Below are 24,947 nucleotides of genomic sequence, written 5' to 3' on the forward strand. Positions count from 1 at the left end.
ACAGTTTAGACCACTGGCGTCGGAACCGCCCTTTCCGCGACTGTATCAGCTTTTGCTCATGACGAATCGCATCTCAGCCCTCTCCACCATCCTGCGTTCACCGATGCGGATTCTTGGCTTGGTGCTGGTGCTTGTCTTCACGGCCGAGGTCGCCGTCATGCTTGTGCTGCCTCACGTGACACCTGCCATGCTTAGCGAACCAGTCGAAGCAATTGTCGACGCGATCCTGCTGACGCTCGTCTGCGCCCCAGTGCTTTGGTTAGTCATCATCGGCCCGCTTCGCCGTATCGCAATCCAGGAACACCAGCGCAGCGAGACGATCGTCGCGAACGCCGGCGAAAGCATTCTGACGTTCGGTCGTGACGGGACCGTTTTATCTTGCAACCGAGCCGCCACTGAAATGTTCGACATCAATGCCGAAACGCTGATCGGTCGTTCCATCACGTCATTGGTTCCGGCACTTCCCGACATCCCAGATCAATTGCCGTCCGAGTTTCGCCTCGACGGAGTGCGAAGCGACGGCGAACAGTTTCCGCTGCAAATATCTGTCAGCGAGTATCCGTCGGAGTCGCAACAAACGCGGATTGCGATCGTTCGCGACCTGACCGATTCGCAAAAGTCCGAAAACGAACGAATTCTGATGGCTCGCAAAACGGAAGCTTTACGTGCCCAGCAGATGACGACTCTCGCGCAACTCGCAACCGGCGTGGCTCACGAAATCCGCAACCCGCTGACGTCGATCAAAATGCTGATTCAAGTCAATCGTGCAAAATTCGCGGATGAAGGACTGCCGACCGATGATTTGGAACTGGTCGAGCAAGAAATCCGTCGCATGGAGCGGTCGGTCAACAGTCTGCTAGATTACGCCCGTCCCGAAACATCCGAATTCAAAAGATTCGCGATCCAAGAAGCAGTTCGCCGAACGGTGCAATTGATCGATGGACGTTGTCGAAATCAAAACGTCGAACTGGTCGTCACAGCGCCCGACGCAGCGGTTCCAGTCGAAGGCGATGCCGCTCAAATTCAACAACTGCTGTTGAACCTAGGTTTGAACGCGCTCGATGCAATGCCCACTGGCGGAACTCTCAATCTGATCGTATCTGAAGTCGACGACCAAGTCGTCGTTTCGGTTTGCGACAGTGGCACAGGCATCAGTTCGAATGTGCTGGAAAAGCTGTTCACTCCATTCGTGACCAACAAAACCAATGGTATTGGCCTAGGCCTGGGCATTTGCCGCCGCATCGCCGACGCTCATCAAGGAAAACTAACGGGTACGAACCAGGCCAGCGGCGGCGCCAAATTTCAGTTGACATTGCCGAGCGTGACGGAACATTCTGCGCCCAACCAATCGAAACCCGACTACGACCCGCTTGGTCACTCTCAGGAACCACCATGCAAAGCCTGTTAGTCATTGATGACGAACCATCGATTTTGAAAGCGTTCGAGCGTGCTTTTTCCAGCGAAACGACTACGGTACTAACGGCCAAAAACGCGGCGGATGGGGAAGCGGTTTTTGCTAAGTCCAAGCCCGACGTCGTCGTGATTGATCTGAGTCTACCCGACACATCGGGACTGGAATGCTTCAAACGTCTACGCGAGATGGACGCTCGTGTTCCTGTGATTTTCATCACGGGCCATGGCACCGTTGAATCGGCGATCGAGGCGACCAAGCTTGGTGCGTACGACTACCTGTTCAAACCGCTTGAACTCGACGAGATGCGGACGCTGTTGGACAAGGCACTGAATCTTAGCCGTATGGTGCGCGTTCAACCGATGTTGGCCGACGAAGAAGACACCGTCGCCGATGCAATCGTCGGTCGTTGTAAAGCGATGAAAGAAGTTTACAAAGCGATCGGTCGCGTAGCCTCACAGAATCTGACGGTATTGTTACTCGGCGAGAGCGGTACCGGCAAAGAAGTCGTCGCCCAAGCGATCTACCACCACAGCGCACGATCGACCGGTCCGTTTCAAGCGATCAACTGCGCGGCGATCCCCGACGCGTTATTAGAAAGCGAGATTTTCGGTCACGAAAAGGGTGCGTTCACCGACGCCCATCGTCAACGAATCGGAAAACTAGAACAGGCCGACAAAGGCACGTTGTTCTTGGATGAAGTCGGCGATATGTCGCCAATGACCCAGGCAAAATTGTTAAGAGTGTTGCAAGACCAAACCTTCGAACGTGTCGGCGGCAACACACCGATCAAAGTCGATGCCCGCATCATCGCGGCGACGAATCACAACCTAAAACAGCTCGTATCCGAAGGTCTGTTTCGATCCGATTTGTACTTTCGACTTAGCGTCGTGACGATCCAGTTACCACCGCTGCGTGAACGCGAAGATGACTTGCGAGTGCTGTCGGAATATTTCCTTCGGAAGTACAGTAACGAGTTCGGGAAAGACATCCGCTCGCTCGCACCTGAAACACTGGAACTGCTGCACCAATACCATTGGCCTGGCAATGTGCGCGAGCTCGAAAGCGTGATGAAGCAATCCCTCCTGACGGCGCGCGGCAACATTTTGCTGCCAGAGTTTGTTCCGCCTCTATCGGATCAATCAAACAATCTCGCCGGTGGAAAAAATGACGGTGAGTATCTTACCGAAGCGTTCATTGCCGAGCGTTTGGAATCAGGGAGCGATAACTTACACGCCGAAGCAATCGCGAAGGCCGAGCATCAGCTTCTACGTCAAGTACTTCACAACACCGCGGGCAACCAACTGAAGGCTGCCAAGATCCTCGGCATCTCGCGAGTCACGCTGCGAAGCAAACTGAAGTCTCTTGGCATCGAAGCAAGTGATTTCTCCTAGCATCGTCACCAGATTCCGATTTATTAGTGCAATGTTGGCTCAGGCTCGCCATGATGCGTTAACTTGATTTGTTGCAAGCCGCGTGCGAACCAAGGGTAAACGCAAGGCACGAACAACGAAGTCAACAGGGTCGACGTGATCAGTCCGCCGATCACGACAGTCGCAAGGGGGCGCTGCATCTCGGCACCGTCACTTGTTGAAAGTGCCATCGGCAGGAACCCGAGACTCGCAACCAATGCGGTCATCAACACCGGTCGCAAACGAACCAACGCAGTCTCGTGAGCCACCAAACCGAGCGGCATGCCGGTTTCTCGCAGATGTTCTGCAGCACTGACCCAAACCAAACCGTTCAGCACCGCAACGCCGAACAGTGCAATGAAGCCGACCCCAGCAGAAATACTGAACGGCATCTCACGAAGGTACAACGCGATGACTCCACCGGATGCCGCCATTGGAACGGCCAGGAAGATCAGGAATGCTAGCCGCATCGATCCGAGGCTGGTGTGAAGCAACAACATGATGACGACCAGCACGATCGGCGTGATGATGGCAAGTCGTCGGCTAGCGGATTGCAAGTTTTCGAAGTCACCACCCCAGCGGATTTCGTATCCGGGCGGGAGTTCGACTTTGGCGGGAATCACTCGCTGAGCCTCGGTGACAAAAGTCGCCACATCGCGTCCCCGCACGTTCGCGGAAATGAACGTCCGACGGCGATTGCCTTCGTGTTCGATCGTTGGCGGCGTTTCTTCTAGACGAATTTCGGCGAGTTCTTTTAATGGCACCGCTTTTCCGTTCGAGTCCGCAACGGGAACCTGTTCTAGCAGCGATAAGTTTTCACGCCATCGCTGGGGAACTCGCACCATGATCGGATAGCGAGTTCGCCCCTCATAAATCTGGCCAACCTGATGTCCACCCAGCGATGAAACGACATCCAAAACAACTTGCGCATCGATTCCATACTGAGCAAGTGCCTTGGGCTTGGTTTGAATCGTCAAAGTCGACAAATTGGCTTGATAGTCTGCCTTCACATCGACAGCCCCCGGGATCGACCGCAAAGCAGCTTCGATCTCTTTGCCCTTGGCACCAAGAACTTCCATGTCATCGCCATACAACAGGACCGCAACATCGGCTTTCACACCAGCAACCAATTCGTCCACTCGCATCTCGATCGGTTGTGTGAATCCGAACGCGACACCCGGAACATTGGCGTTCAGCTCATCCGACATCTGCTCGATCAATTCATCGCGAGTCTTCTGGACCGGCCACTCGCCGATGGGATTCAGCAGCACCCAAACATCGGTCTGGTGCACGCCCATCACATCGTTGGCGATTTCTGGCCGGCCAGTTTTCGAGAAAACAGTTTGAACTTCGGGATACTTTTTCAAAATGGATTCGATCTGGGTCGACATCTCAATCGAACCTTCGAGCGTTGCACTGGGCAGTCGCGACGCTTCGACCAACAAATCGCCCTCTTCTAAGCGAGGCATGAATTCCGCCCCCAAATTCGCGGCCATCGGCAAACTGATCGCAAACAAAGTCAGCGCCGTCCCGATCGTGACGACAGGATGCTTGATCGCTCGTGTGACAATGGGTTCATAGAACCATTTGACAATCCGAACCACGAACACATCCTTCTCGCTCATCTTTTTCGGCAAAAAGATCGATGCCATCGCCGGCATGAATGACAGCGACAGAATCATCGAACCGCCCAGTGCAAACAGGACAGTTAGCGCCATCGGTCGAAACAGTTTGCCTTCGGTGCCCTCGAGCAACAAGATTGGCAGAAACACAACCGCGATAATCAGTTCGCCAAACATCGTTGGCTTGCGAACTTCCACCGCGGCATCGCGAATGATGTCTTCGTGTTTGGTGTCACCGTTATCGTGCGAAAGCTTACGAATGCAGTTCTCGACCATGATGACGCTGCTGTCGACGATCAACCCAAAGTCGATTGCTCCTAAACTCATCAAACTAGCCGTCACGCCGGACGCCAACATCACGTTGGTCGCAAACAACATCGAAAGCGGAATCGCCAGCGCGACGATGATGCCTGCACGCAGGTTACCGAGCATCAGCAACAGCACGATGATCACCAACATGCCACCTTCGGTCAGGTTGGTTAGCACAGTTTTTAGCGTGCGGCCAATCAGCGCCGCCCGGTCATAGGTAACCTCGAGTCGCACTCCATCGGGCAAAGTCGTTTCGATCTCTTTGAGCCGTTCTTTGGCCGCAGTTACAACCTCGCGTGAGTTCTCGCCGATCAACATCATGACTAGCCCCGTCACGATTTCGCCACGACCATCGCGCGTAACCGCCCCCTGGCGCGTCATCGGTTCAATGCTGACTTTTGCGATATCGCGAACAAGAATCGGGTTACCGTCGGGTTCGCGGCGAATGACAACGGATTCGATATCTTCAGCAGAGGTCAACAGCGAGACACCGCGAATGAAACGCTGTTCGCCGTGGTGAATGACGTACCCGCCGCCGGACGTGTTGTTATTGTTTTCTAGCCGAGAGAACAACAAATCCATTGGGATGCCATAGCTAGTCATCCGATCGGGATCCGGTTGAACTTCGAACGTTTTATAGTAGCCGCCGTGAGTATTGATTTCAGTCACGCCGGAAACCTGACGTAGACGTGGCGAGATATCCCACTCCAACATGGTGCGCAACTCCATCGGAGTGTGCTTGTCGCTACGAACTTCGAATTGCAGAATCTCGCCGAGCGCAGTGGTCAGCGGGCCAACCGCGGGTGTTCCATATCCGGCCGGAATCACCGCCGCAGCATCGGGCAAACGTTCGGCGACTAACTGGCGTGCCCGATAGATATCGGTGCCTTCTTCGAACACGATCGTGACGACCGAGATACCGAACTTGGAAACGCTGCGAAGCTCCTCGACGTCGGGCAAACCGCCCATCGTGTTTTCGACTGGGTATGTGACATAACGTTCAACTTCGACCGGCGACAAAGACCCCGCGTCGGTGACCACTTGCACCTGAACGTTGGTCATATCGGGCACGGCGTCGATCGGCAACTTGAGCGCCGAATACATCCCGGCACCGGCCATCAGCAACGTCAAGATGATGACGAGGCCTCGATTGACGACCGAAAATTCAATGATTTTGGTAAGCATGATGAATTTCTAGTAGGTAGCCGCGACGTTGACGGCTGGATGAAGGGCAGGGGAGATAGGAAAACCGAACGCAGTGGGTTCGGTTGCGTCTACTCGCCTTCGCCCTGCAAAAGAAGTTCGGATTTCAACAAGAAAGCACCTTTCGTGACCACTGCCAGGCCTGGCTGAAGACCGTTGGTGACTTCGATCCAGTCGTCTGACACATGTCCCGTCGATACATCAACTCGCTTGAATGTTCCGCCGCCTTCATCAACGAACACAAACGACTGGTTTTCGTGTTGCACCACTGATTCTGGTTTCACCGACAATGCTTCGCGGGCATCGCCGATCGGAATGGTCACGCGAACGAACATTCCCGGACGCAAAAGGCCTTCGCTGTTTTCGATCTTCGCAACCAAGGGAACTGAATTCGTGTCCGCTTGCACCTCGCGTCCGAAATATCGAATCTGAGCTTCGAAGACACGATCGTCGAGGGCGGGCACTAATACCGAGACGGCTGTGCCTTGATCAAGCGAAACCGCCGACCAATCGCTTTCACGAATGCTGGCTGCGACATAGAGCGAATCGGTGTTGGCAAGCACAATCAGCGAATCACCTCGACTGACTCGCTCGTCATTGGCGAAAGCACGTGATTCGACAGACCCAGCAAATGGGGCCCGCACTTCAAGTCGCGAAAGAGCCTCTTCGTTACTCAAAACGGCCGTCGCACGGTCTTCTTTGTAACCGAGCAAGGTTTCGACCGATTGCCAGGCAAGATTCAATTGACGATCGGCTTCCGACAGCTTTGCCTCCGCGTTGAGTTTTGCTTGGTTGGCCGCAAAGGTTGCTTGGTCGCGAGCGGTCCGAAACTCGGTTTCTGCCATTTGACGCTCAGCTTGTCGTTCACGAACCGACCGACCAGAAACAGACCCTGAATTGGCGAGCGGCTCGATCATGTCGAGCAGTTCCGACGACAATTGCATCTTGGCATAGGAAGACAATATCCCTTGACGATAGCTACCAAGGGTTCGATTGCTAAACGCGTTCTCGATCTCATCAACCGACACCCCTTGGTCGAGCATTGCTGACATTTGTTCGAGATTCTTCGCCAACGAGAGTTCTCGTTGAAACAGTTGCTCAGCGATCTCGCGTTGGTTTTGACGTTTCAGAATTTCCGCGCGAGCTTGTCCAATTTCGGGACTGCGGAGCACTGCAAGCAACTGACCGCTTTCGACATGTTCCCCAGGCGTGACGAACACCTCGGCAAGGATGCCGTCCATTGGCGCCTTAACGTCCACGTGCCTGGTTTCGTCGTAACGAATCCGCCCCGGTATTGTGTGAACATGCTTGACAACCTGCATTTGAGCCGGAACCGTTTCAAACTTTGCGGCCTTGATCTTGCCGGCCGGCAACGTCAGTGAATCGGGGATCGCGACTTCTTCCGCCACCGATTCCTCGACTTCAGATTGGCCGCCTGTGTTGATCTCGTGAACGGCCAACCAACCGCCCCCCATGACGGCTAGCACGAACAGCGTCGGAGCGACTTTGGCGATCGCACCCAAAAATCCGCGCTGGGATTCGGCGGATTGTTGCGATACGGTTTCTTGCGGTACGGAAGGAGCGTTGGGCATCAAGAATCGCTGCGTAAAAGGTGATCGAAATCAGTTCCGAGTCACTTACCTAGCACGATTCGTGCCATCGCCAAAAAACCCCTGTTTTTGCGACGTTTGGACCAACGGAGCGTCGCCGTCGACCCAAAAGAGAAAGAGTTTCACCACCGCAGTGGACAGATTCTGTCCACTGGAAAATTACTGACACGAGGCGGTTCGGTGCTGCGATTCGACTAATTCCGTCCCCTGATCGCCAGCTAACCGATACTGGTCTGCAGGCCAAGTTCGGTTAGGAATTCGTCGACGCTGTTCGCCCATGTCTCGGTCGCGCCGGATTGCTCGGAAGCAGCCCTCTGCGGTTCGGCAGTTTCACTGGTCTGCTCGGCGAAGGAAGCGACCTTGTCGATGGTGGTCTCGGAGTCGAAAGTAAACTCGATGTCCCTGGTCCTTTCGAACAAAGTGATTGGCGACGAAGGAGGCTGAACAAGCACTTGTTCGCCGTCGACTTGTTCGCCGCCACTGTTACTGATCCTAGCCAGTTGATTGATCACACGCAGTGCATCAAGTGCAGTCGCCCGTCCGTCGCCATTTTGATCGTAGTACGTACCTGGAAATGGATTTGACGTTGTTGGATCTTCCAGCAGGCTGCTGGCGCCGTCCGAGTAGGCCCGTCGTCCCAGTTCGTTGATGACCACCAACGCGTCGCTGGCTGTGACGGAGCCATTGTTGTTGACGTCGGAAGGCTCGATCACGTTGTGCCACCCCGACGTGGCTTCTGTTCGCACGATCTGACCTGTCACTTGGTTCAAAGCCACGATCACGAATCCGCCACCCGACGTATCCGGCGTGTCCATTCGCCAGTCCGCGACATCAACAAAGACCAATCGATCTTCGGCCGAGTTGGCGCGGACCAGAATCGTTTGCGCAGCAGGGGAAAGCGAGGTGACAACGCCCGCATCAATCGTGATCGTTTGCGATCCTGGCGTCATCAGATCAATGATCGCAAAATTCTCGATCACAAGGACCGTGGGATCCGTCAAATCAACGGTCGCCGTTTCGACAACCAACGTGTTTGTACCGAGCGAGCCGTTGATGGCAAGCGTTGCCGAATCCGACAACGACGACACGACCAACGTGAATGAATCGTCGGATTCCGTGCCATCAATTTGCAGGTCTGTCAACGCGTTCACCGGCGCCTCGAAAAGCGTGTCGGCACCCGAGTCGACGGTAACGTTGCCACCGGCTGATGTTACGCTTCCCAAGCCGCCCACCACGGTAACAATCGCATCGGCTTGCAAATCCCCGTCGAGGATTTCGACAAGAACGTCTTCGACTTCACCGTCCACCGCGGCGCCGGTCGGACCAAGTGAACCTGCACTGCTGAGCCGGAATCGGGCGAACGTTTCGCCAGCGAGAGTTCCCGCGGGAACGGTGAACGAGATCACGTTGTCCCCTGCGGTGACTGACAGGTTGGTTGCAATTTGATCGGCACTGTCCCAAGATCCATTGGCATCAAAATCAAGCCAGGCGTCTAGTTTCGCATCAGCCGAAACCGACACCAAGAAGCTGGCGATTGTATCAGTGCCGGAAACGGCAACCGGGTTCGCCAGCAGAGTCACACCGTCATCATCGTCTGCATCGGCTGCCAGAGATGGCTGCCCGTCGTCGTCGGCAGTAACTACCGATCCCAAACGAAGCGATCCCACCGTATGTCTGGCTCCGTCATCAGCTAATGATACGGCATAGTCACTCGGCGCGTCACCAAAGTCCTCGTCCGAGACCGCTTCTTCAACCACGTCGATCAGCACGGTCTTGTTGACTTCGTGATAATTCGCATCATCGGGCGTGAACCGAACACTTAACAATTGTCCGTCACCCAGTTCCAACTCGGTATCGACCGGCGGAGTGTAAACAAACGTCCCCGCGATATCCGCCGTCGCATTCAACTGATCCGTCGACAACACGGTCCCGACGATGATCGCAATGGGTGTTTCCCAATTGACGTTCGGTTCGGCTGTATCGACATCGATCGTCGTTGTGATGGTCACTGATCGAAACGCAAACGGATCATTCGGCGTAAACACCGCCGTCAACGTCTGGCCAGCACCGGCGTCCAAAACCGTTCCTGATACTGGCGTATAGGTGAACGAACCTGCGGCAGTCGAGACTGCGTTCAACTGCGTGCCACTAAGCGCCTCACCGAACGTGATGCCAGCGGGCGTGTCCCAGGTCACCGTGGGAATCGGCGCAAGTTCGACGGATCCCATATCGACGGCGCCAACGACGCGGGTTGCCGTCCGAACGTCGACGGGCAAGATTTCAGTCCGGCTACCATTGCCATTGATATCGTAAGAATCCAGCGGCAGTCGAACGGTACTGCCATTATCAATTGCGGGACTTGATTGAAGAGGCAAATGCACACGAAGCCTTCCGCCTTGAGTCATCAGCGGACTTAGTTTCGGGTCAATCGCATCCGCCCCCGCACCGCCAATGAAATTGCCGCCGGCGCCCGCGACCGGTTGCCCGTCGGTGACCGGAGTCGCAGTAAGCAGCGTGCCCGAGTTGTCACCGATCAACGAGAAATCAACGTCAAGGTTGGCGACAGGATTCTGAGGAGAGTTGAATTCAGGGGCGATCGGGGCCGTGTTCGCTGCGACGATCGAATTGTCGATCGCCAGCGTTGTCGAACCGGCAGCCATCCGTATAGCACCGCCCTGCACGACCGCGGAATTACCCGTGAACGTAGACGACTCGATCGACACCGCGCCCGCGGACGAAAACACGCCGCCTCCATCAGCACCGGCCGCGTTAGTCGAAATGGTTGAATCAACCAACACCAACAACGTTGCCGCGCCATCAAGCACGACGCCACCACCTGACTGAAGCGAAACATTCTCGGCGACCAGCGAACCAGCGATCGAGAGCGATCCAGCAGAGACATGAATGGCACCTCCGGAATTCGCCGAGTTCCCAGACAGCTCGACGCCGACCAGCACGAGGTCACCCGGCGAACTTGACGTGATCGCACCACCTTTGCCGGCCGCGCCAGTCGACGCGGACACGTCGCCACCGGAAAAACGCAAACCAGACATGTTGACGTTACCCGCCGTTGATGCAATCTCAACCAAGCGTTTCGTGGTGCCGGCAGGGCCGACGATTGCTAAAAGATCAGCGCCAGGGCCGACGATCGAAACCGTCTCGGTAATGGTCAGTGGCGGAAGAGAAGCATCAAGCGTGATCGTAGCACCGATCGATCCCGGTACAACGATCGTGTCGAACCCTTCGCTGGCGTTGGCAAGTTCGATCAATTCGCGAAGCGAACGATCGCCGGGCGCTAAATTACCATCCGATTCATCAGAGATTGTGTCGACCGTCAGAATCGGACGCGACTGGCGTTCGACGGCTCCCATGTCGACCGTTGCGCCTGATCCAGACGCATTTGCAATTCGGCTGAACAGGCCGCCCCGCTGATCGTTCTCCAGCGTCACATCATCGCCGCCACCCGAAACACCGTCTTCGCCAAAATCGACAGCCAAGGCGTTGCTACCTGCATCAACGACAATGCTCGACGACGCTGGATTGTGAGTTCGTGTGGTGCCACCATTATTAGCCAACGGTCCCAGTGCCGGGTCCACTGGTGAAGTCGGAGTTCCAATGTAATTGCCTCCAGTACCGTTCGATGCCGCTAGCGATGTGTCTTTGTTATTTCCGATCAAGCTGAAACTGACGCGCAAGTTGGCCACCGGGTTGGCTGGCGAGACAAAGTCGGGTCCAAGAGGCGAGACGTTCTCGGCAACGATCGAATTCTGGATCGAAATCGACCCAAAATTGTCACCGACAAAGATCCCGTCGTTTAGCGTGCCGATACCACCGCCCGAGATGTTCGAATCGTTATCCGTGACGGTTGAGTTGACCAAACGTATCGGCGCGTTGTCGGTCTGGATTCCGCCGCCGCGAACATTGCCCGTGTTACCGGAAATGGTCGAGTTGGTCAGCGTGACTCCCCCCGTCACCGTCGCGATGCCGCCGCCATCGCCGCCTGCCGTATTCGAGTCAATCGTCGATTCGCGAATGATCACCTTGCCGCTGACGTTCGAAATACCACCGCCATCGGTAACGCTGTTGTTTGAGCTGATGGTTGAACGAGTGATCGTCAAATTGCCGGCGAAGTTAGAGACTCCACCGCCATCACCGTACTGGGCTTGGTTATTGGTGATTTTTGAATCACTGATCGTGATCGCCCCAGAATCGTTCAGGATCGCACCACCGTTATACAGTGCAGTGTTACCGTCAAACGTCGACGCCGAAATCGTAACCGCACCACTGATGCTGTAGAGAGCACCGCCGTCGCCGCCCGCGGTTGAGTTGCCACTGATGATGCTGTTATTGATCGTGACGTCGCCATCACCGCTGTCGATGGCACCGCCGTTGAAGCCCGATTCACTGACTTGGTTGTTGGTCAGGTTGCTGCCAGAGATTGTGATCGGACCGGCCGACGGACTCGAGATTGCACCGCCGCTGCCATAGGACTGATTGTTGTTGAACGTCGAGTCTTCGATAACGATCGAGCCCTCGACGACTTGGATGGCGCCGCCGCCACCGCGTACCGCTTCGTTGTTTTCCAACGTACTGCCGACGATACGGACCGTTCCGTCATATTCGCTGTAGATTGCACCGCCGCTATCGGCGACATTGCCCGAGATGACGCTGTCTTGAATGGTCAGCGTGCCTGAACTTTGGAAACGAATTGCGCCGCCGAAATCGGTTTCCACGCGGCCACCTGTCAGCGTTAACCCTGAGATCGATACATCACCGGCAGCAGCCGAAATATCGAACAATCGAAATTCGTTGACCGCGCTGGTGGTGGCACGAACGGTTAGCGACCCTGCGCCCGGGCCAGTGATCGTGACGGGATCGTTGATCAACAACTCGCCGTTGGCGGCCGTCAAATTGATCGTGCCCGTCACCGACGGTGCGAACGTGATTTCGTCAGGGCCGGGGGATGCGTTAGCCGCAATCACTGCGTCGCGAAGTGTGCAAACCGAAGTGCCGCAAGCTCCACTGCCTGCGTCACCGCCGGTGACGACAATGTAAGCAGCAAGGACGCGGCGGTTTTCGAGCGATTCCATCCTAGAGAGTCGTCGGCGAACACGAGCGGTGGCGCAACGACTGGACTTAACGCGAGAGAACAGTTTGCGGACTTGCATATCAGAAGATCTTGATGAGAGAGAGTATTGCAAGGAAACAATGATAGCGGATTCAGCGGATTGGCATGAAGCAGGAGCGCAGCCACCGTGGTGCCTCTGCAGAGACCTCGATGGGGATTTCAGCAGGGATCACGGCCGGGACCGATTGCCGGTGCTGCTCAGCCCCACAAATCCGCCAATCAACTATCATAAACGTCGAAGAATCCTGTGCAGCCTCTTTCAATGCTTCTCTTGTTTAAAACCTGTTCATGAAAATCAAGTGCCCGGCGTGTGCCACCGTATTGAATGTGCCTGACACAGCCGCCGGCAAGGTTGTGAAATGTCCTTGTGGAAAACAATTGCGAGCTCCGGGCGGTACAGCTGGGCCAGCGTCCGGCGCAGCCGCGGCTCGGCCAGCCGCGGCCCCCGCCGCAAGACGGCCGACGGAGCCAGCCACGACGACCAGACGTCCTGCTCCGGCGGGAAATGACTTTGATCCGGGACTATTCGACGAGTTAACCGAAGCTGACTTGCAGCCCGTAAAAATGGCGTCGACTGGCCCGAAATCATCCAATCCCTACGCACCGACGGCCCATGGTGGGGGTGCTTCATTTGGTGGTCCTGTGGCAAGTGTTGGCAAACGATTTTTTGGCGCTTTTATCGACGGCGCGGTCTACTTTGTCGCGACCTTCATCTCGACCGGGCTGTTCTTTTTGTTTCTGAATATCCAGTTCGGCACGATCCGTCCCGAAAACCCGCCTGCCTATGTTCCAATCGTCAACCTAGCGTTCACGCTGACTGCGATGATCATCGTGACGGGCATCAACATCTCAATGATTTGCAAGTCGGGCCAGTCGATCGGCAAAAAGGCGGCAGGAAGTCGCATTGTGATGGAATCAGATCGCCAGCTGCCTGGTTTTGTGCATGGCTGGCTGATCCGATCGTTTGGATTCGGTTTGCTTTCGTCGCTTCTGTTTAATTTGCCAGCTTTGGTTGACGCCCTATTCGTATTCTCAGATAACGCCCGGACTCTGCATGATCGAATGGCGAGCACCATCGTGGTTGATGCTTAATTTGGAAAGCTAATTCGAAAATGCGAATCAGCTGCCGTTGTTTCGCTGGCAAATCGAACGCACGTCCAAGACGACGCTCTGTCTTCCCAAGCGAGACGATCTGGGGGACAATCCAGGTCGGTTCAATTTGACACGGACGGAGAGAGTTTGATCGATGGCTCGTAACGACCAACTGATTCGGCAGCACAAGTTGCTGCAACTGCTCGAGTGCTCACGATTCGGGCGAACGCTCGAAGAATTGCGTGCCGATCTCGTGCTCGACCTCGGGTTGACCACACTGCACGAGCGGACAGTGCGACGTGATGTCGAAGCGTTGCAAGCGGCCGGTTTCGATATTCAAAACGACTCGGTTGAACGCGGCAAAGTCTACAAACTGGGACAGAACAACAAGGGCGTCCACGAGGTTGGACTATCGGCATCGGAAATGATTGCGCTGTCGATCGGCCGCGAGCTTCTTTTTCCGTTGGTCGGCACCCAGTATTGGCGTGGGATCGAGACGTTCTGGAACAAGGTCCAGGAAGCCGTACCCGACGGCGTCTTCGATCACTATTCGCGATACCGAAAAACGCTGCACGTGTTTGGTGGACCGAGTAAGTCGTACGAAAACCACGAAGGAATGTTGAAGACAATTAATCGAGCGATCATTGAACACCGAGTCATCGAAGTCGAATACGAATCGGTCGGCAAGCCTGTTTCGACTCGCAAAATCGAACCCTACGGCTTGGCAGTTTATCAAAGCAGCATTTACATCGTCGCAGCGGCCCCCGAAGTCGTCGAACCGAGCGAGCGACTGCGTAACTGGAAACTCGATCGCTTTCGCCACGCAACAGCTTTGGACGAATACTTCAAGCCAGACCCCAACATCGAATTGTCCAAGCACCTGGGCAAGTCGATCGGCATTTTTTCGGGCGAAGACCCCACGATGGTCAGCATCCGATTGGGCTCGCGAGCAGCCGCGTACGTGCGTGAGGATCCCTGGCACCCCGAACAAAAACTAACAACTCAAGATGACGGAACGACCGTGATGACGGTCCCTGCATCGCATCCCCGCGAAGTACTGCCCAAAGTCTTATCGCTTGGCGCCGACGCCGAAGTGTTGGCGCCCCCAGAGTTTCGTGAGGCAGTTGCTGAAGCGGTTCAAAAAATGGCGACCAGCTATGCCGGTGCGTCGGCCTAAACCCAGCCGGCCTAAACCAAGCCGGCCGGCGAAACCCCGTCGATTACCCGAACCGTGGCCACCGGCCGCCGGCGATGGGGGCTCGATTGGACTTCGACGCGCCTTGCCATATCGGTTAGATTGGGGGTGAATCTTAGCCGGGGTTACCGAAAACCACCTTATCCAGAGTCTACCGTGCGAAACGCTTTCCGAACTTCGATCGCTTCGCTTTCAATCGCAGCCGCATCGGCGACCGCAATTCCCGCATCGGCCGAGGACTTTTCGAATGGCCCCACCGAGCGCCGCGAAACCGAAGTGGGTCGCCTGATTCAAAAACTGGGCTCCGAAAGCTACGTGACCCGAGTCAAGGCGATGGACGCTTTGCAGCGAATGGGTTTGGAAGCTTTCGACGAATTGCATTTGGCTCAGTTCGATCCTGATATCGAAATCGAAATGGCGGCTCGCTATTTGGTCAGCAGCCTCGTCGTCAGTTGGTCCAAGGAAACTGACCCTGCCGAAGTTCGTGAAGCGCTTCACGAATACGGTGCCCAAAATGAAACGGAACGAAACAGCCGCATCGAGTTGCTGGCTGAATTTCCGGATCGCAAAGGCGTGCCCGCGCTAGTGCGTTTGGCTCGATTCGAGACCTCAATGCGACTTAGCCGGCTAGCCGCACTAGCGGTCATGCAGCAAAACATGAGTGATGATGAGGGAATTCGCCGACGCAACGGAAAACTAATCGACGAAGGATTGGGCGACAGCGACCGACAGGCGTCGGAGTGGTTGCGTGTCTATTCGCAAGATCTTTCGCAAGGTGAGTACTCGGCCCAAAAGTGGCGTGACCTCATCGCTGTCCAGCGAAATGAAACGGACGCATCAACCACACAAGCGGCCACCCGATCGTCCGTTCTTGAACTGGTGCAGATCTGCGCGACACGCGCCATCAATGCGAGCAATATTGACGAAGCGTTGTCGTTGGCACGAGACAACATCGACTTGATCGAACCGACGACCCGTCATTTGACCGACGCTTGCTCATGGGCGATCGACCATCAACTGCATTCATTCGTTCTGGACCTTCGATCACAATTCCAATCGATCTTCGACCAACAACCGGTACTTCTGTATGGCGCCGCCGAAGCGGAAAAGGTCGCCAACAACGACGCGGACGCTGAACGTCTCGCTGACATGGCTTTGGCGATTCGACCATTCCCGGCCAACGATGCCGAGCGCGAAAAAATGTCGCCTCGCGACATCGAAGAAACCGCGCAGGCTCACCTTGAAATCGGCATCAGCCTGCAAGACCGCGGCCTGTTCCATTGGGCGGAACGCGAGTATCGAAAGATCATCGAGAACCTGGAAGTCGACTCGCATCCGTCAGCAGTCGTTCGCGGCCAATTGGCGACGATGTTGGCAGAACTCGAACGGCACGAAGCAGTCGTTGAGATCTTGGAACCGCTGGTCCAGCGAGTGGAAAAGGACGACAAGATGAAACAGCGGTTGAACTTGATGTTCATTCGCTACAACCACTATCGCAGCGAGATGCTGTATCACAGCGCGATGGCAAAAATCAAAACCGGCGACCTCGACGGTGCACGCCCGCTTTTGATTCAAGCTCACTCATTGTCCGAGAACCCGGTCGACATTTTGATCACCATGTATCGGACCGATGGGGACGAAGGTTGGAAACAATTGGTGCAGTCGAAACTTGCCACGGCAATTCGGCGTGCCGACGCGGAAGTTCAATCGGCTCAAGTGAAATCGCTTGCCAACGGCCGCGTCGGACCAGCCTTGGTGGCCGAAATGCTGAACCAATACGCATGGTTGGTCAGCAACACTGAAGGTGATCTTCAGAAAGCACTGCAGTACAGTTTGACTTCGCTTGAACTAGATGCTGACGGCGCTAAATACGATACGTGCGGCCGGTGCTATTTCGCAGTTGGTGACTTCGAAAACGCGGTGATGATGCAAAAGCGAGCGTTGAAACTGATGCCGCATTCGCCGCCGCTTGAACGGCAACTGAAACAGTTCGAAGAAGCACTCGCCGGCGCGGCAGCCAAGTCAGACTGATCTTCGGCCCCATTCTCGGCCCGCAGTACGGCGTCATCGCATTGCCATCACGTCACGGTTATTTGTCCGCGACTCTGTTCCAGCGAAATCTCTTACAGCGACGTGCTGCTCTTCAATACTGGTACTAGCAGTGCGAGCACCACGCCCAGCACAAGCACCGCCATCACCAACAACATCATCGGTTCGAGCAAACGGACGAACAAATCGAGTCGACGAAACGTGGTCTTTTCTAGTGAGTCCGCGATGTCGGGCAGAACGGTGTCCAACGAGTTACTTTCTTCACCGACGCTAATCATTTCAGCAACCGATTGCGGAAAATAGCCACTGTTTCGCAGCGGCAACGCCAAGCTCTCGCCGGCCTTGATGTTTTCAGTCGCATCGTTGATCGATTGTGTTAGCAAGCGATTCCCGGCCGCCGATCCAGCGATCTCTAGCGATTTCAGAAGCGGCACGCCGTTGCTTAGCAGAGTTCCAAGGACGCGACAAAATCGAGCCACCGCCAAGTTCATCAGAATATCACCAAGAACAGGAATCTTTAGCTTGATCCGATCGGCCAAATCTTTGCCGGCGTCGGTCTTCAACTTCATGTTGATCAAGACAAGGCCGATCGCGGCGGCTACCAACAGGATCCATCCGTAGCTTTGCAAAAAGTTGCTAAAGTTCAGCAACCATTCTGTCATCACAGGCATCTCGCCTTTTTTTCGCAGCCGTTCAAACAGCATGTCGAACTTCGGCACAAAGAACACCAACAGAGCCGACAGGACGACACTACCGACGCTGAACAAAAAGATCGGGTACGCCATCGCGCTGACTGTCCGGCCCTTCAGGTCTTCTTGCAGTTCGGTAAACGCACCGACTCGTTCTAATGCATCCTCTAGAAATCCGCCTTCGGAACCAGCACGCACCATGTTGCAGCCCATGTCGCTGAACACTTTCGGGAACCTCGCCATGGCTTCACCGAGCGGTTGGCCGTCTTCGACCTTGCCTTTGATTTCCGAGACGACCTCTTTCAGCGTCACGTTGGACGACTGATTCGAAAGCACTGTCAAGGACCGAATCATCGGCACACCGGCGCGCAAAAGCGACGCCAGTTGGCCGTAGAAGATCGCCATCGTTTGGCCGCTGACTTTCTTTTTGCGGCCGCCGAATCCTGGCAAAGATGACGACGCAGTAGCGTCTTTGACTTCGACGGGAAACAACGAACGCTCAGCTAGCATTGCCGACGCTTCACGCTGGCCGGGCGCTTCAAGCGTCCCGTTGACTTGTTTGCCCGTCATGTCACGAGCGATGTAGGCGAAGGTGGGCATGGGAGCAGTAGGGATCAGGTTACAGGTGACAGGTTTTAGGAAAATGCGACAAGCTCGGCTGCGATTTGCAACAGGGACGCTCATCCAGACCCTGAATCATGTGGCCTGAAACCTGTCCTCTGTCACTTACTCCGCTACAGTTGTTCGCCCTTGGTCACTCGAAGGACTTCGTCGACGCTAGTGTCACCGGCAACGACCTTGTCCCACGCATCCATCCGCAACGTTCGCATGCCGTTCTTCACCGCAGCACGGCGAATGTCCCAACTGCTGGCACGATCTTGAGCAAGTTGCCGGATGTCGTCGTTGGTGACCAACAATTCATAAATACCCATCCGGCCGCTATATCCAAAACCACGGCACTCGCGGCATCCGACAGGGCGATAAATTTTCCCATCGCCAAGGCGATCCCAACTGAAATCTGGTGGCGCGTCGTCGCTCGTCGGCGTGAACGATTCTTTACAGTGGGTGCATAGCCTACGCAGCAGTCGCTGAGCCATGACGGCTTCGACCGTACCCGCCACGAGGAACGGTTCAACGCCCATATCACCCATCCGAGTGAACGCGCCTGCGGCATCGTTGGTGTGTAGCGTGCTGAATACCAAGTGCCCCGTCAGCGAAGCTTGGATCGCATTTTCGGCAGTTTCCAAGTCTCGAATTTCGCCGACCAGAACCACATCCGGGTCGTGCCGCAAAATACTGCGCAGGGAAGCCGAGAACGTTAGCCCAATCTTGGGGTGAACTTGGATCTGGTTGATCCCATCCAACTGATACTCGACGGGATCTTCCGTCGTGATAATCTTCGTCGCTGGCGATCGAATCTGCAGCAAACTGCTGTACAGCGTTGTCGTCTTCCCCGAACCTGTCGGGCCCGTGACCAAGATGATTCCATGTGGCAACTCGATGATCTTGCTGAACCGTTCAAAAATCTCGGGCGACATGCCCAGTCCTTGAAGATCGAACACCATCGACGACTTATCAAGAACCCGCATGACCAAGCTTTCGCCGTGGATCATCGGGATCACACTTAATCGAATATCGACGTCTCGCCCGTGAACTCGCAACTTGATGCGACCGTCCTGCGGCAATCGCTTTTCTGCGATGTTCAAGCGAGCCATGATTTTCAAGCGGCTGATGATGGCAGCTTGAAAGCGATTGATTTCTGGAGGCGTCGGCTGAGTATGCAAGATACCGTCAATGCGGAAGCGAACGACTAATCCATTGCCTTGCGACTCGATGTGAACGTCACTGGTACGAGACTGGATCGCTTCGAGCAAGATTTCGTTTACCAGTCGAACCACCGACGCTTCCTGCGCCATCTCGCTAAGTTCGCTGCCATCGGATTCGATTTGCTCGAGCAGTTCGACTTCGCTTTCTTCGCCCTTGGCCGCCATCAGGCCTTCGATGGTTTCGCTGCCGACTCCGAGATGCCGATTCATCAGGCGCGCGATCTCTTCGCGTGCCGCGACAACGGGAATAATATTTTTTCCAGTTACCGCGCTTGCTTCGTCCAGCGGATACAGATCCAGCGGATCCGACGTTGCGACGATGATCGAATCGCCCTCGAAGCCAATTGGGAACAACGAATTTCGATAAATCAGCTTCTGCGGAAAGCCTTCGAGCGCGGTCAAGTCGACGTCGATTTCTCGCAAGTCGACATAGTCCAAGCCAACCTCATCCGCCAAAGCATGCAACGCATCTTTTTCGCCAACGTACCCCAGTGCGATCGCCGATTGGACCACATTCGACGCATCCTCTTGCCTACTTTGCGTGAGTTGATCGTCGGTCAATAGTCCGCGTCGTTTTAGGATTTCGCCAGCGCTCATAGAAACAAGTATCGGGAGTTACATGGATAGTTCAGGCTGCTGCCACCAGGGTAGCAGCAACAAACACCGCCGTAGCAGAAAAAATACTAGCGTCGCAGTAATGTAAGCCACGTCGGGCGCGTTAGCGTCCGGGTCGACCGCTACCGCCACCGCCTGTTCGTCCGCCACCACCGCTAGGTCGACCGCCACCGAACGGACTGCCGCCGCCAAATGGACTGCCACCACTTCCTCGACCGCCCGTATCACCGCCGCCACGTAACGAACGGAACATTTCGATGCGTCGTTGGATCTCGGACGCCGATTGGGCTGCTGCATCGCCACCGGAATCACCGCCGCTCGACGTCGTTGGCTTAGCGCCGCTGCTGGAATTTGTCGTCGAAGATTTGGCTTGGGTTCCAAGAATCGATTCGAGCGCCAACTTTAACACATCTGGATTGACGGCGCCCGTCATCGTGTAAGTGCTGATCGTTTCTTCGGTTGTCATGCCGCCTTCGTCAAGTTGTTCGACAAGGGCACGAACTTCATTGAAATCCTGGGGTGTTGCAATCACGACCAACGAATTGCTTTTCGTGTCGACAGCGATGCTGATTTTCGCTGGCGTACTGGCTGCAGACTGACCGCCACCTCCGCCGCCTCGACCACCGCCACCACCACGCAGCGCCTGGATGAAATCCTGAGGCGAAGGCTGTCCGCCGCCGCTGCCGCCGCGACCGCCGCTTCCACCACTATCTTGGCCGGCAATCCGGTCACCAAACACACTTTTGACCACAGTGGCAACCTGTTCGGCATCTTGATAGATGACAGGAATCAGAAGTGGCTTCGCAGCCGTTTCGACATCCTCGGGGCTCTCTTGAATGTCAATTTTTTCCAAAATCAGTTCGATCATTTGCATGTCGACGGGTCCGGCCTGAACGATCAATGCGTTCAGCCGTGCGTCGGGCACCATGCTGACCGAGCCGGTTGTCGTTAGAACCGATTTAGCAGATGAGGTTTCGCCGCCACCACCACCTCCGGCAAGTCCCATCAAGCCACCAAGCATGCCGCCACCGAAACCGCCCACCATGGAATCCACAGCCGACGATACAGAACTTTCGGCACCGCCAAGAATCTTTGCAATCAACTCGGCTGTTTCGTCAGCTTTGGCATACTTCAGCCAGAAAATAGTCGGCAAATTCGACTGAGCCGCCGATGGCCCCGCAAGCGATTCCATCAGACCTTGAAATGCGTCAAGGGCCGCAACGTCATCGGACGCGATCAAGATTCCTGCAGGCGTGAACTGAACGACGATGTCTTTGCCGCCAACCGACAACGTTTGCGTCGAACCGTTGAAGGGCGATTGCTCTGCGGTTGCCGTTTCTTCGTTTTCGGTTTGGAACATCGTCAACGTCTGATCTGATACGCGACCATAACGAGCTTCGGATCCAACGGGGGTTTCGATCGGCGATGCCTTCTCGTTTTCGTTGGACTTCTCGTTTCGGTCGCCACGAATCACACGGCGTTCGGGAATTCCACCGTTGCTATTTGATGAACCAGAGGAAGGTGCGATCGTGCGGATCAGATTGTCTCGGCCCATCATCGGCCAAAGACTTTGAACTTGGTTCAGTGCATCTTCGGCGGCACGACCGGTGTAGGGCAAGATCCTGACCTTGTCGCCCATGTCACCGAATTGGCTTTCACCCTCGAGTTCACGGAGCAGGTTTTCAACCATCGCGATTTGAGTTGACGTGCCGCGAACCCACAGTTTTCCCGTCGCAGGATCGCCATCAACAATTGGCCCATCGCCACCTTCGGCCGTAACGCCAAAGAACTTGTTGATCGTCAAAAGCGCTTGGGCGGGATCGAGACGCTGTAGGTCAATGACTTTGAATTCCTGTCCGCTGCCTTCCATCTCAGCGATGCTCCTGTCGATCATCTCGTGCATTTCAGGGCGAGCGAATGCGACAATCGCATTGGTTTTTGGATCGATCGCGATGCGTGCGTCGGGGGTTCCAGCCAACAAAGTCTGCAGCACATCGAACACAGTCGCGCTGTCTGCGTTGGTGACCGAATGAGTGCGAAAGATGGGAGCCGAGATCGTTTCGCCAGAATCCAACGCCGCCACGACGATTGGTTGATCGGCTTTGTCAACGATCGATTGCAACAAGCCCGTTTTGCCTGGCAAGCCGGTTGCGTAGATGCGATCACCTAGAGGGCCGACCGAAATACGAATGTCATCCGCAGCGTTCACGGTGGGCTCGAGTCCCAGCAATGGCCGAGCGATTTCTAACAGTTCTTCAGCGCCGCGGTACTTCAGCACGATTTCGGTGACGTCCGTATCCGCAGTCGACGCGTTCTTTAGCATTTCGCGGATCGCGATCAGCTTGCTAGCAGTTTCGGTCACTTTGACTTGGCGGGCAGTATCGAGCACGACGACACGCCCCCACGGGCCCACCAACAACGCAAGTTCTTCTCGAGCTGCCGTTGGCGTCAAACTGCCAAGTGGGAAAACGGTGCTGACAATGTCGCTGCGTCCGCGCTCGTCAAGCTGCTCGGCTTTCACCAGTTCCGCAATTTCGCTAATCAGTTTGTTGGCGTTTTCACCTTCCAAGTCGATGACTTGCAGCATTCGACCGCGACGGACCAACGAATATCCGCGTTTCATCAGCGACAAGTTCAGCACATCAAGCGCTTCGTCAAGCGTATAACTGCGTGTCGGGTCGGCAAACGTGAACGTTCCCAGTGGAATTACGTCCAGCTGCAACGACAAATCTGCTTGGTCGGAAAACCAATCGAGCACAGATTTCCATTCGGTGCCGGAGAAATTAAAACGCAACCCATCACCGTCGGCGTCCGATGCTCCACCAACAATCGGGGCCGCCGGAGCAACAACGGGCGCAGGCGTTGCAAGTGGCACAGCCGGCGCGGCTGCCGACGCAGGCGCGTTGTCGGATTCGACTTCTTCCGCGGTATTATCCGCAGAATCGGCAGCTGAATCCGGGACTGCGACCGGCTCTTGCGCCCACACCAGGGAAGGCTCGAGTGTGCCTGACGAGAACGCCAGAACAGTCACGAGCGAAGCGATTGAAAGTACAGTTGTTGGTTTCATAAGGATTGACGGGACCAGTCTGGACGAGATTTTTTAGGCTCCGTGACATCTTAGTCGCACGTTTGCCGTTGGTTTGCAAGGAAACACCCGGCCGCCATCACTCCTGCGGCGACAGTGCCTCCCATTTCCTTTAACCCTCGTAATTGGTTCGGGTATCGGGGCAAACGATCAAAACAAACACTTGGGCGACGCTTGCTAGGCTGGTAAGATGATGCCCATCAGAACCGAACTGGTCATTTGGTCGCGATCGTATCGCCAGATTCGTGGGCTTTTTCGCAGAGCCGACGGTGTTCCAGTGCGAATTTTCGATCCGATGGGAATTTTCAAAGAATGAAATCGATGCTGAAGAAGCAAAAGAAGCTGATTCTCACCCCAGAGCAACAAGACGCGATGCGCCGAGCCGGTCGGGTAAACGCGCGGTTGATGGATTACATCCGCCCACATGTTAAAGCCGGTGTCACGACGCTTTCGATCGATAATCTGATCCACTCCTGGACAATCGATAACGGGCATATTCCAGCAACGCTGGGCTACCAAAATTACCCCAAGAGTTGCTGCACAAGCATCAACGACGTCATTTGCCACGGAATTCCCGACGAATACACGCTCAAAGACGGCGACATCATCAACGTCGACATCACGACGATCGTCGACGGCTGGCATGGCGACCAAAGTGAAACGTTCTTCATTGGCGATGTCTCGGAACAGCGTCGGGCGGTGACTCAGTGTGCGTTTGATTGCTTGTACTTGGCGATCGATGCCCTAACACCAGGAAGCCGCGTCAGCACGATCGGCGAAACCGTGGTTCCCGAAGCCCATCGCCGCGGCTTTACCGTCGTTCGCGAATACGTCGGACACGGCCTGGGACGGGCGTTTCACCTTGATCCCTCGATTCCCCATTTTCCAAACCGCCAAAGCCGAATTGACCGTTTGTACCCCGGCATGTGCTTTACAGTCGAACCGATGATCAATGCGGGCAGTCGATACACACGAAGCGATAAAGTCGATGGTTGGACAGTGCGGACGAAAGACGGCATGGCTTCGGCTCAGTTCGAACACACACTGCTGATGACCGAAGACGGGCCGGAAATTTTGACGCAAACTGAATACGGTCCCCGAAAAGGTCACCAATTCGAATGCCTCGAGGCCGATCGAGCTGGCGAAAAAGCGAACGCAGAATCCACGTAGTCCTACCCTGGATGGCGAGAATCTGCCTACTGACGAAAACGGCGAACTGACGAAATCTGACTTCTTCTTTCGAGGCAACGACCATGCAGTTGATCGCGCGAGACGTTCTGATTCACCGTTTTGTTCCGGACGAGGGGGAACCGTCGACCGCCGTCCGAGTCACTCACCGGACCAACCGTACTGAGGTCATCAACGAAGAAACCGTTTCGCCGCGAGACAACTTGCGTCGTGCCCTGGCCGAACTGGTGGCAATACTAAATCCCCACCCTGACCACATTCGCGAACCCCGATTGCAATTGTTCGACGAGGTGACACTTAAATTGCCGGAATCGACCCAAGACGGTCGGATTCTCGAAATGAAATGGAATTTCACGAGCCGCGAGTGGTTCTATTTTGTGGAGTGCCGCAACACTCATGCATCGGGCGAGTACGTGATCGCTGACCTGCAGCTGTTCGAAGAAGTTTGACGCTCAGCTTGGCCCTTGCTTGCTTGCCTGACATTACCGCTGGCTTTTCCTAAGTCGCCTTTAC

13 protein-coding genes are annotated in these 24,947 nt (G+C 55.3%); 7 read left to right on the plus strand and 6 right to left on the minus strand.

The features are described 5' to 3' along the window. Positions 1–58 precede the first annotated feature (58 nt). Positions 59–1,408, plus strand: coding sequence for a sensor histidine kinase (locus tag Poly59_RS28565; RefSeq protein WP_186776579.1), 1,350 nt, complete (start codon positions 59–61; stop codon positions 1,406–1,408). Next, complete coding sequence (locus Poly59_RS28570; RefSeq protein WP_146537457.1) at positions 1,393–2,805, plus strand: sigma-54-dependent transcriptional regulator; 1,413 nt, start codon at positions 1,393–1,395, stop codon at positions 2,803–2,805. The genes Poly59_RS28565 and Poly59_RS28570 overlap by 16 nt, the downstream gene beginning before the upstream one ends. A gap of 23 nt (positions 2,806–2,828) precedes the next feature. On the opposite strand, the gene Poly59_RS28575 is transcribed toward Poly59_RS28570, so the two are convergent. The 3 genes from Poly59_RS28575 to Poly59_RS28585 form a co-directional block, all read right to left on the minus strand. After that, a complete protein-coding gene (locus Poly59_RS28575; protein ID WP_146537458.1) occupies positions 2,829–5,939 on the minus strand; it encodes an efflux RND transporter permease subunit in 3,111 nt (1,036 codons plus the stop codon). Positions 5,940–6,028: 89 nt separating this feature from the next. Then, complete coding sequence (locus Poly59_RS28580; RefSeq protein WP_146537459.1) at positions 6,029–7,549, minus strand: efflux RND transporter periplasmic adaptor subunit; 1,521 nt, start codon at positions 7,547–7,549, stop codon at positions 6,029–6,031. Positions 7,550–7,785: 236 nt separating this feature from the next. Next, positions 7,786–12,735 (minus strand): beta strand repeat-containing protein, encoded by a 4,950-nt coding sequence (locus Poly59_RS28585; protein WP_146537460.1) that lies wholly within the window; start codon positions 12,733–12,735, stop codon positions 7,786–7,788. A gap of 248 nt (positions 12,736–12,983) precedes the next feature. Here Poly59_RS28585 and Poly59_RS28590 point away from each other — a divergent pair, with 248 nt between their 5' ends. The 3 genes from Poly59_RS28590 to Poly59_RS28600 all read left to right on the plus strand — a co-directional run bounded on the left by Poly59_RS28590 (position 12,984) and on the right by Poly59_RS28600 (position 17,013). Beyond that, positions 12,984–13,787: an RDD family protein gene (locus Poly59_RS28590; RefSeq protein ID WP_146537461.1), complete on the plus strand. Its 804-nt coding sequence runs from the start codon at positions 12,984–12,986 to the stop codon at positions 13,785–13,787. Between the two features lie 154 nt (positions 13,788–13,941). Further along, on the plus strand, positions 13,942–14,964 hold the full coding sequence (locus tag Poly59_RS28595) for a helix-turn-helix transcriptional regulator (RefSeq protein WP_146537462.1): 1,023 nt from the start codon (positions 13,942–13,944) through the stop codon (positions 14,962–14,964). A 174-nt stretch (positions 14,965–15,138) separates the two neighbouring features. Continuing rightward, a complete protein-coding gene (locus Poly59_RS28600; RefSeq protein WP_146537463.1) occupies positions 15,139–17,013 on the plus strand; it encodes a tetratricopeptide repeat protein in 1,875 nt (624 codons plus the stop codon). 92 nt (positions 17,014–17,105) lie between these two features. Here the strand turns inward: Poly59_RS28600 and Poly59_RS28605 are convergent, their stop codons facing one another. The 3 genes from Poly59_RS28605 to Poly59_RS28615 all read right to left on the minus strand — a co-directional run bounded on the left by Poly59_RS28605 (position 17,106) and on the right by Poly59_RS28615 (position 23,228). Next, positions 17,106–18,320, minus strand: a complete 1,215-nt coding sequence (locus Poly59_RS28605; RefSeq protein ID WP_146537464.1) for a type II secretion system F family protein — start codon at positions 18,318–18,320, stop codon at positions 17,106–17,108. Positions 18,321–18,454: 134 nt separating this feature from the next. Further along, positions 18,455–20,143: a GspE/PulE family protein gene (locus tag Poly59_RS28610; RefSeq protein ID WP_146537465.1), complete on the minus strand. Its 1,689-nt coding sequence runs from the start codon at positions 20,141–20,143 to the stop codon at positions 18,455–18,457. A gap of 121 nt (positions 20,144–20,264) precedes the next feature. Next, complete coding sequence (locus Poly59_RS28615; protein WP_146537466.1) at positions 20,265–23,228, minus strand: secretin N-terminal domain-containing protein; 2,964 nt, start codon at positions 23,226–23,228, stop codon at positions 20,265–20,267. Between the two features lie 339 nt (positions 23,229–23,567). Here Poly59_RS28615 and map point away from each other — a divergent pair, with 339 nt between their 5' ends. Continuing rightward, positions 23,568–24,416 (plus strand): type I methionyl aminopeptidase, encoded by an 849-nt coding sequence (gene map, locus Poly59_RS28620; RefSeq protein ID WP_146537603.1) that lies wholly within the window; start codon positions 23,568–23,570, stop codon positions 24,414–24,416. Between the two features lie 83 nt (positions 24,417–24,499). Continuing rightward, the gene (locus Poly59_RS28625) at positions 24,500–24,883 is read left to right on the plus strand and encodes a C2 domain-containing protein (protein WP_146537467.1); all 384 of its coding nucleotides are present in this window, start codon (positions 24,500–24,502) and stop codon (positions 24,881–24,883) included. Positions 24,884–24,947: the final 64 nt, after the last annotated feature.

Origin of the sequence: Rubripirellula reticaptiva (genome assembly GCF_007860175.1) — a bacterium.
GTDB lineage: Bacteria > Planctomycetota > Planctomycetia > Pirellulales > Pirellulaceae > Rubripirellula > Rubripirellula reticaptiva.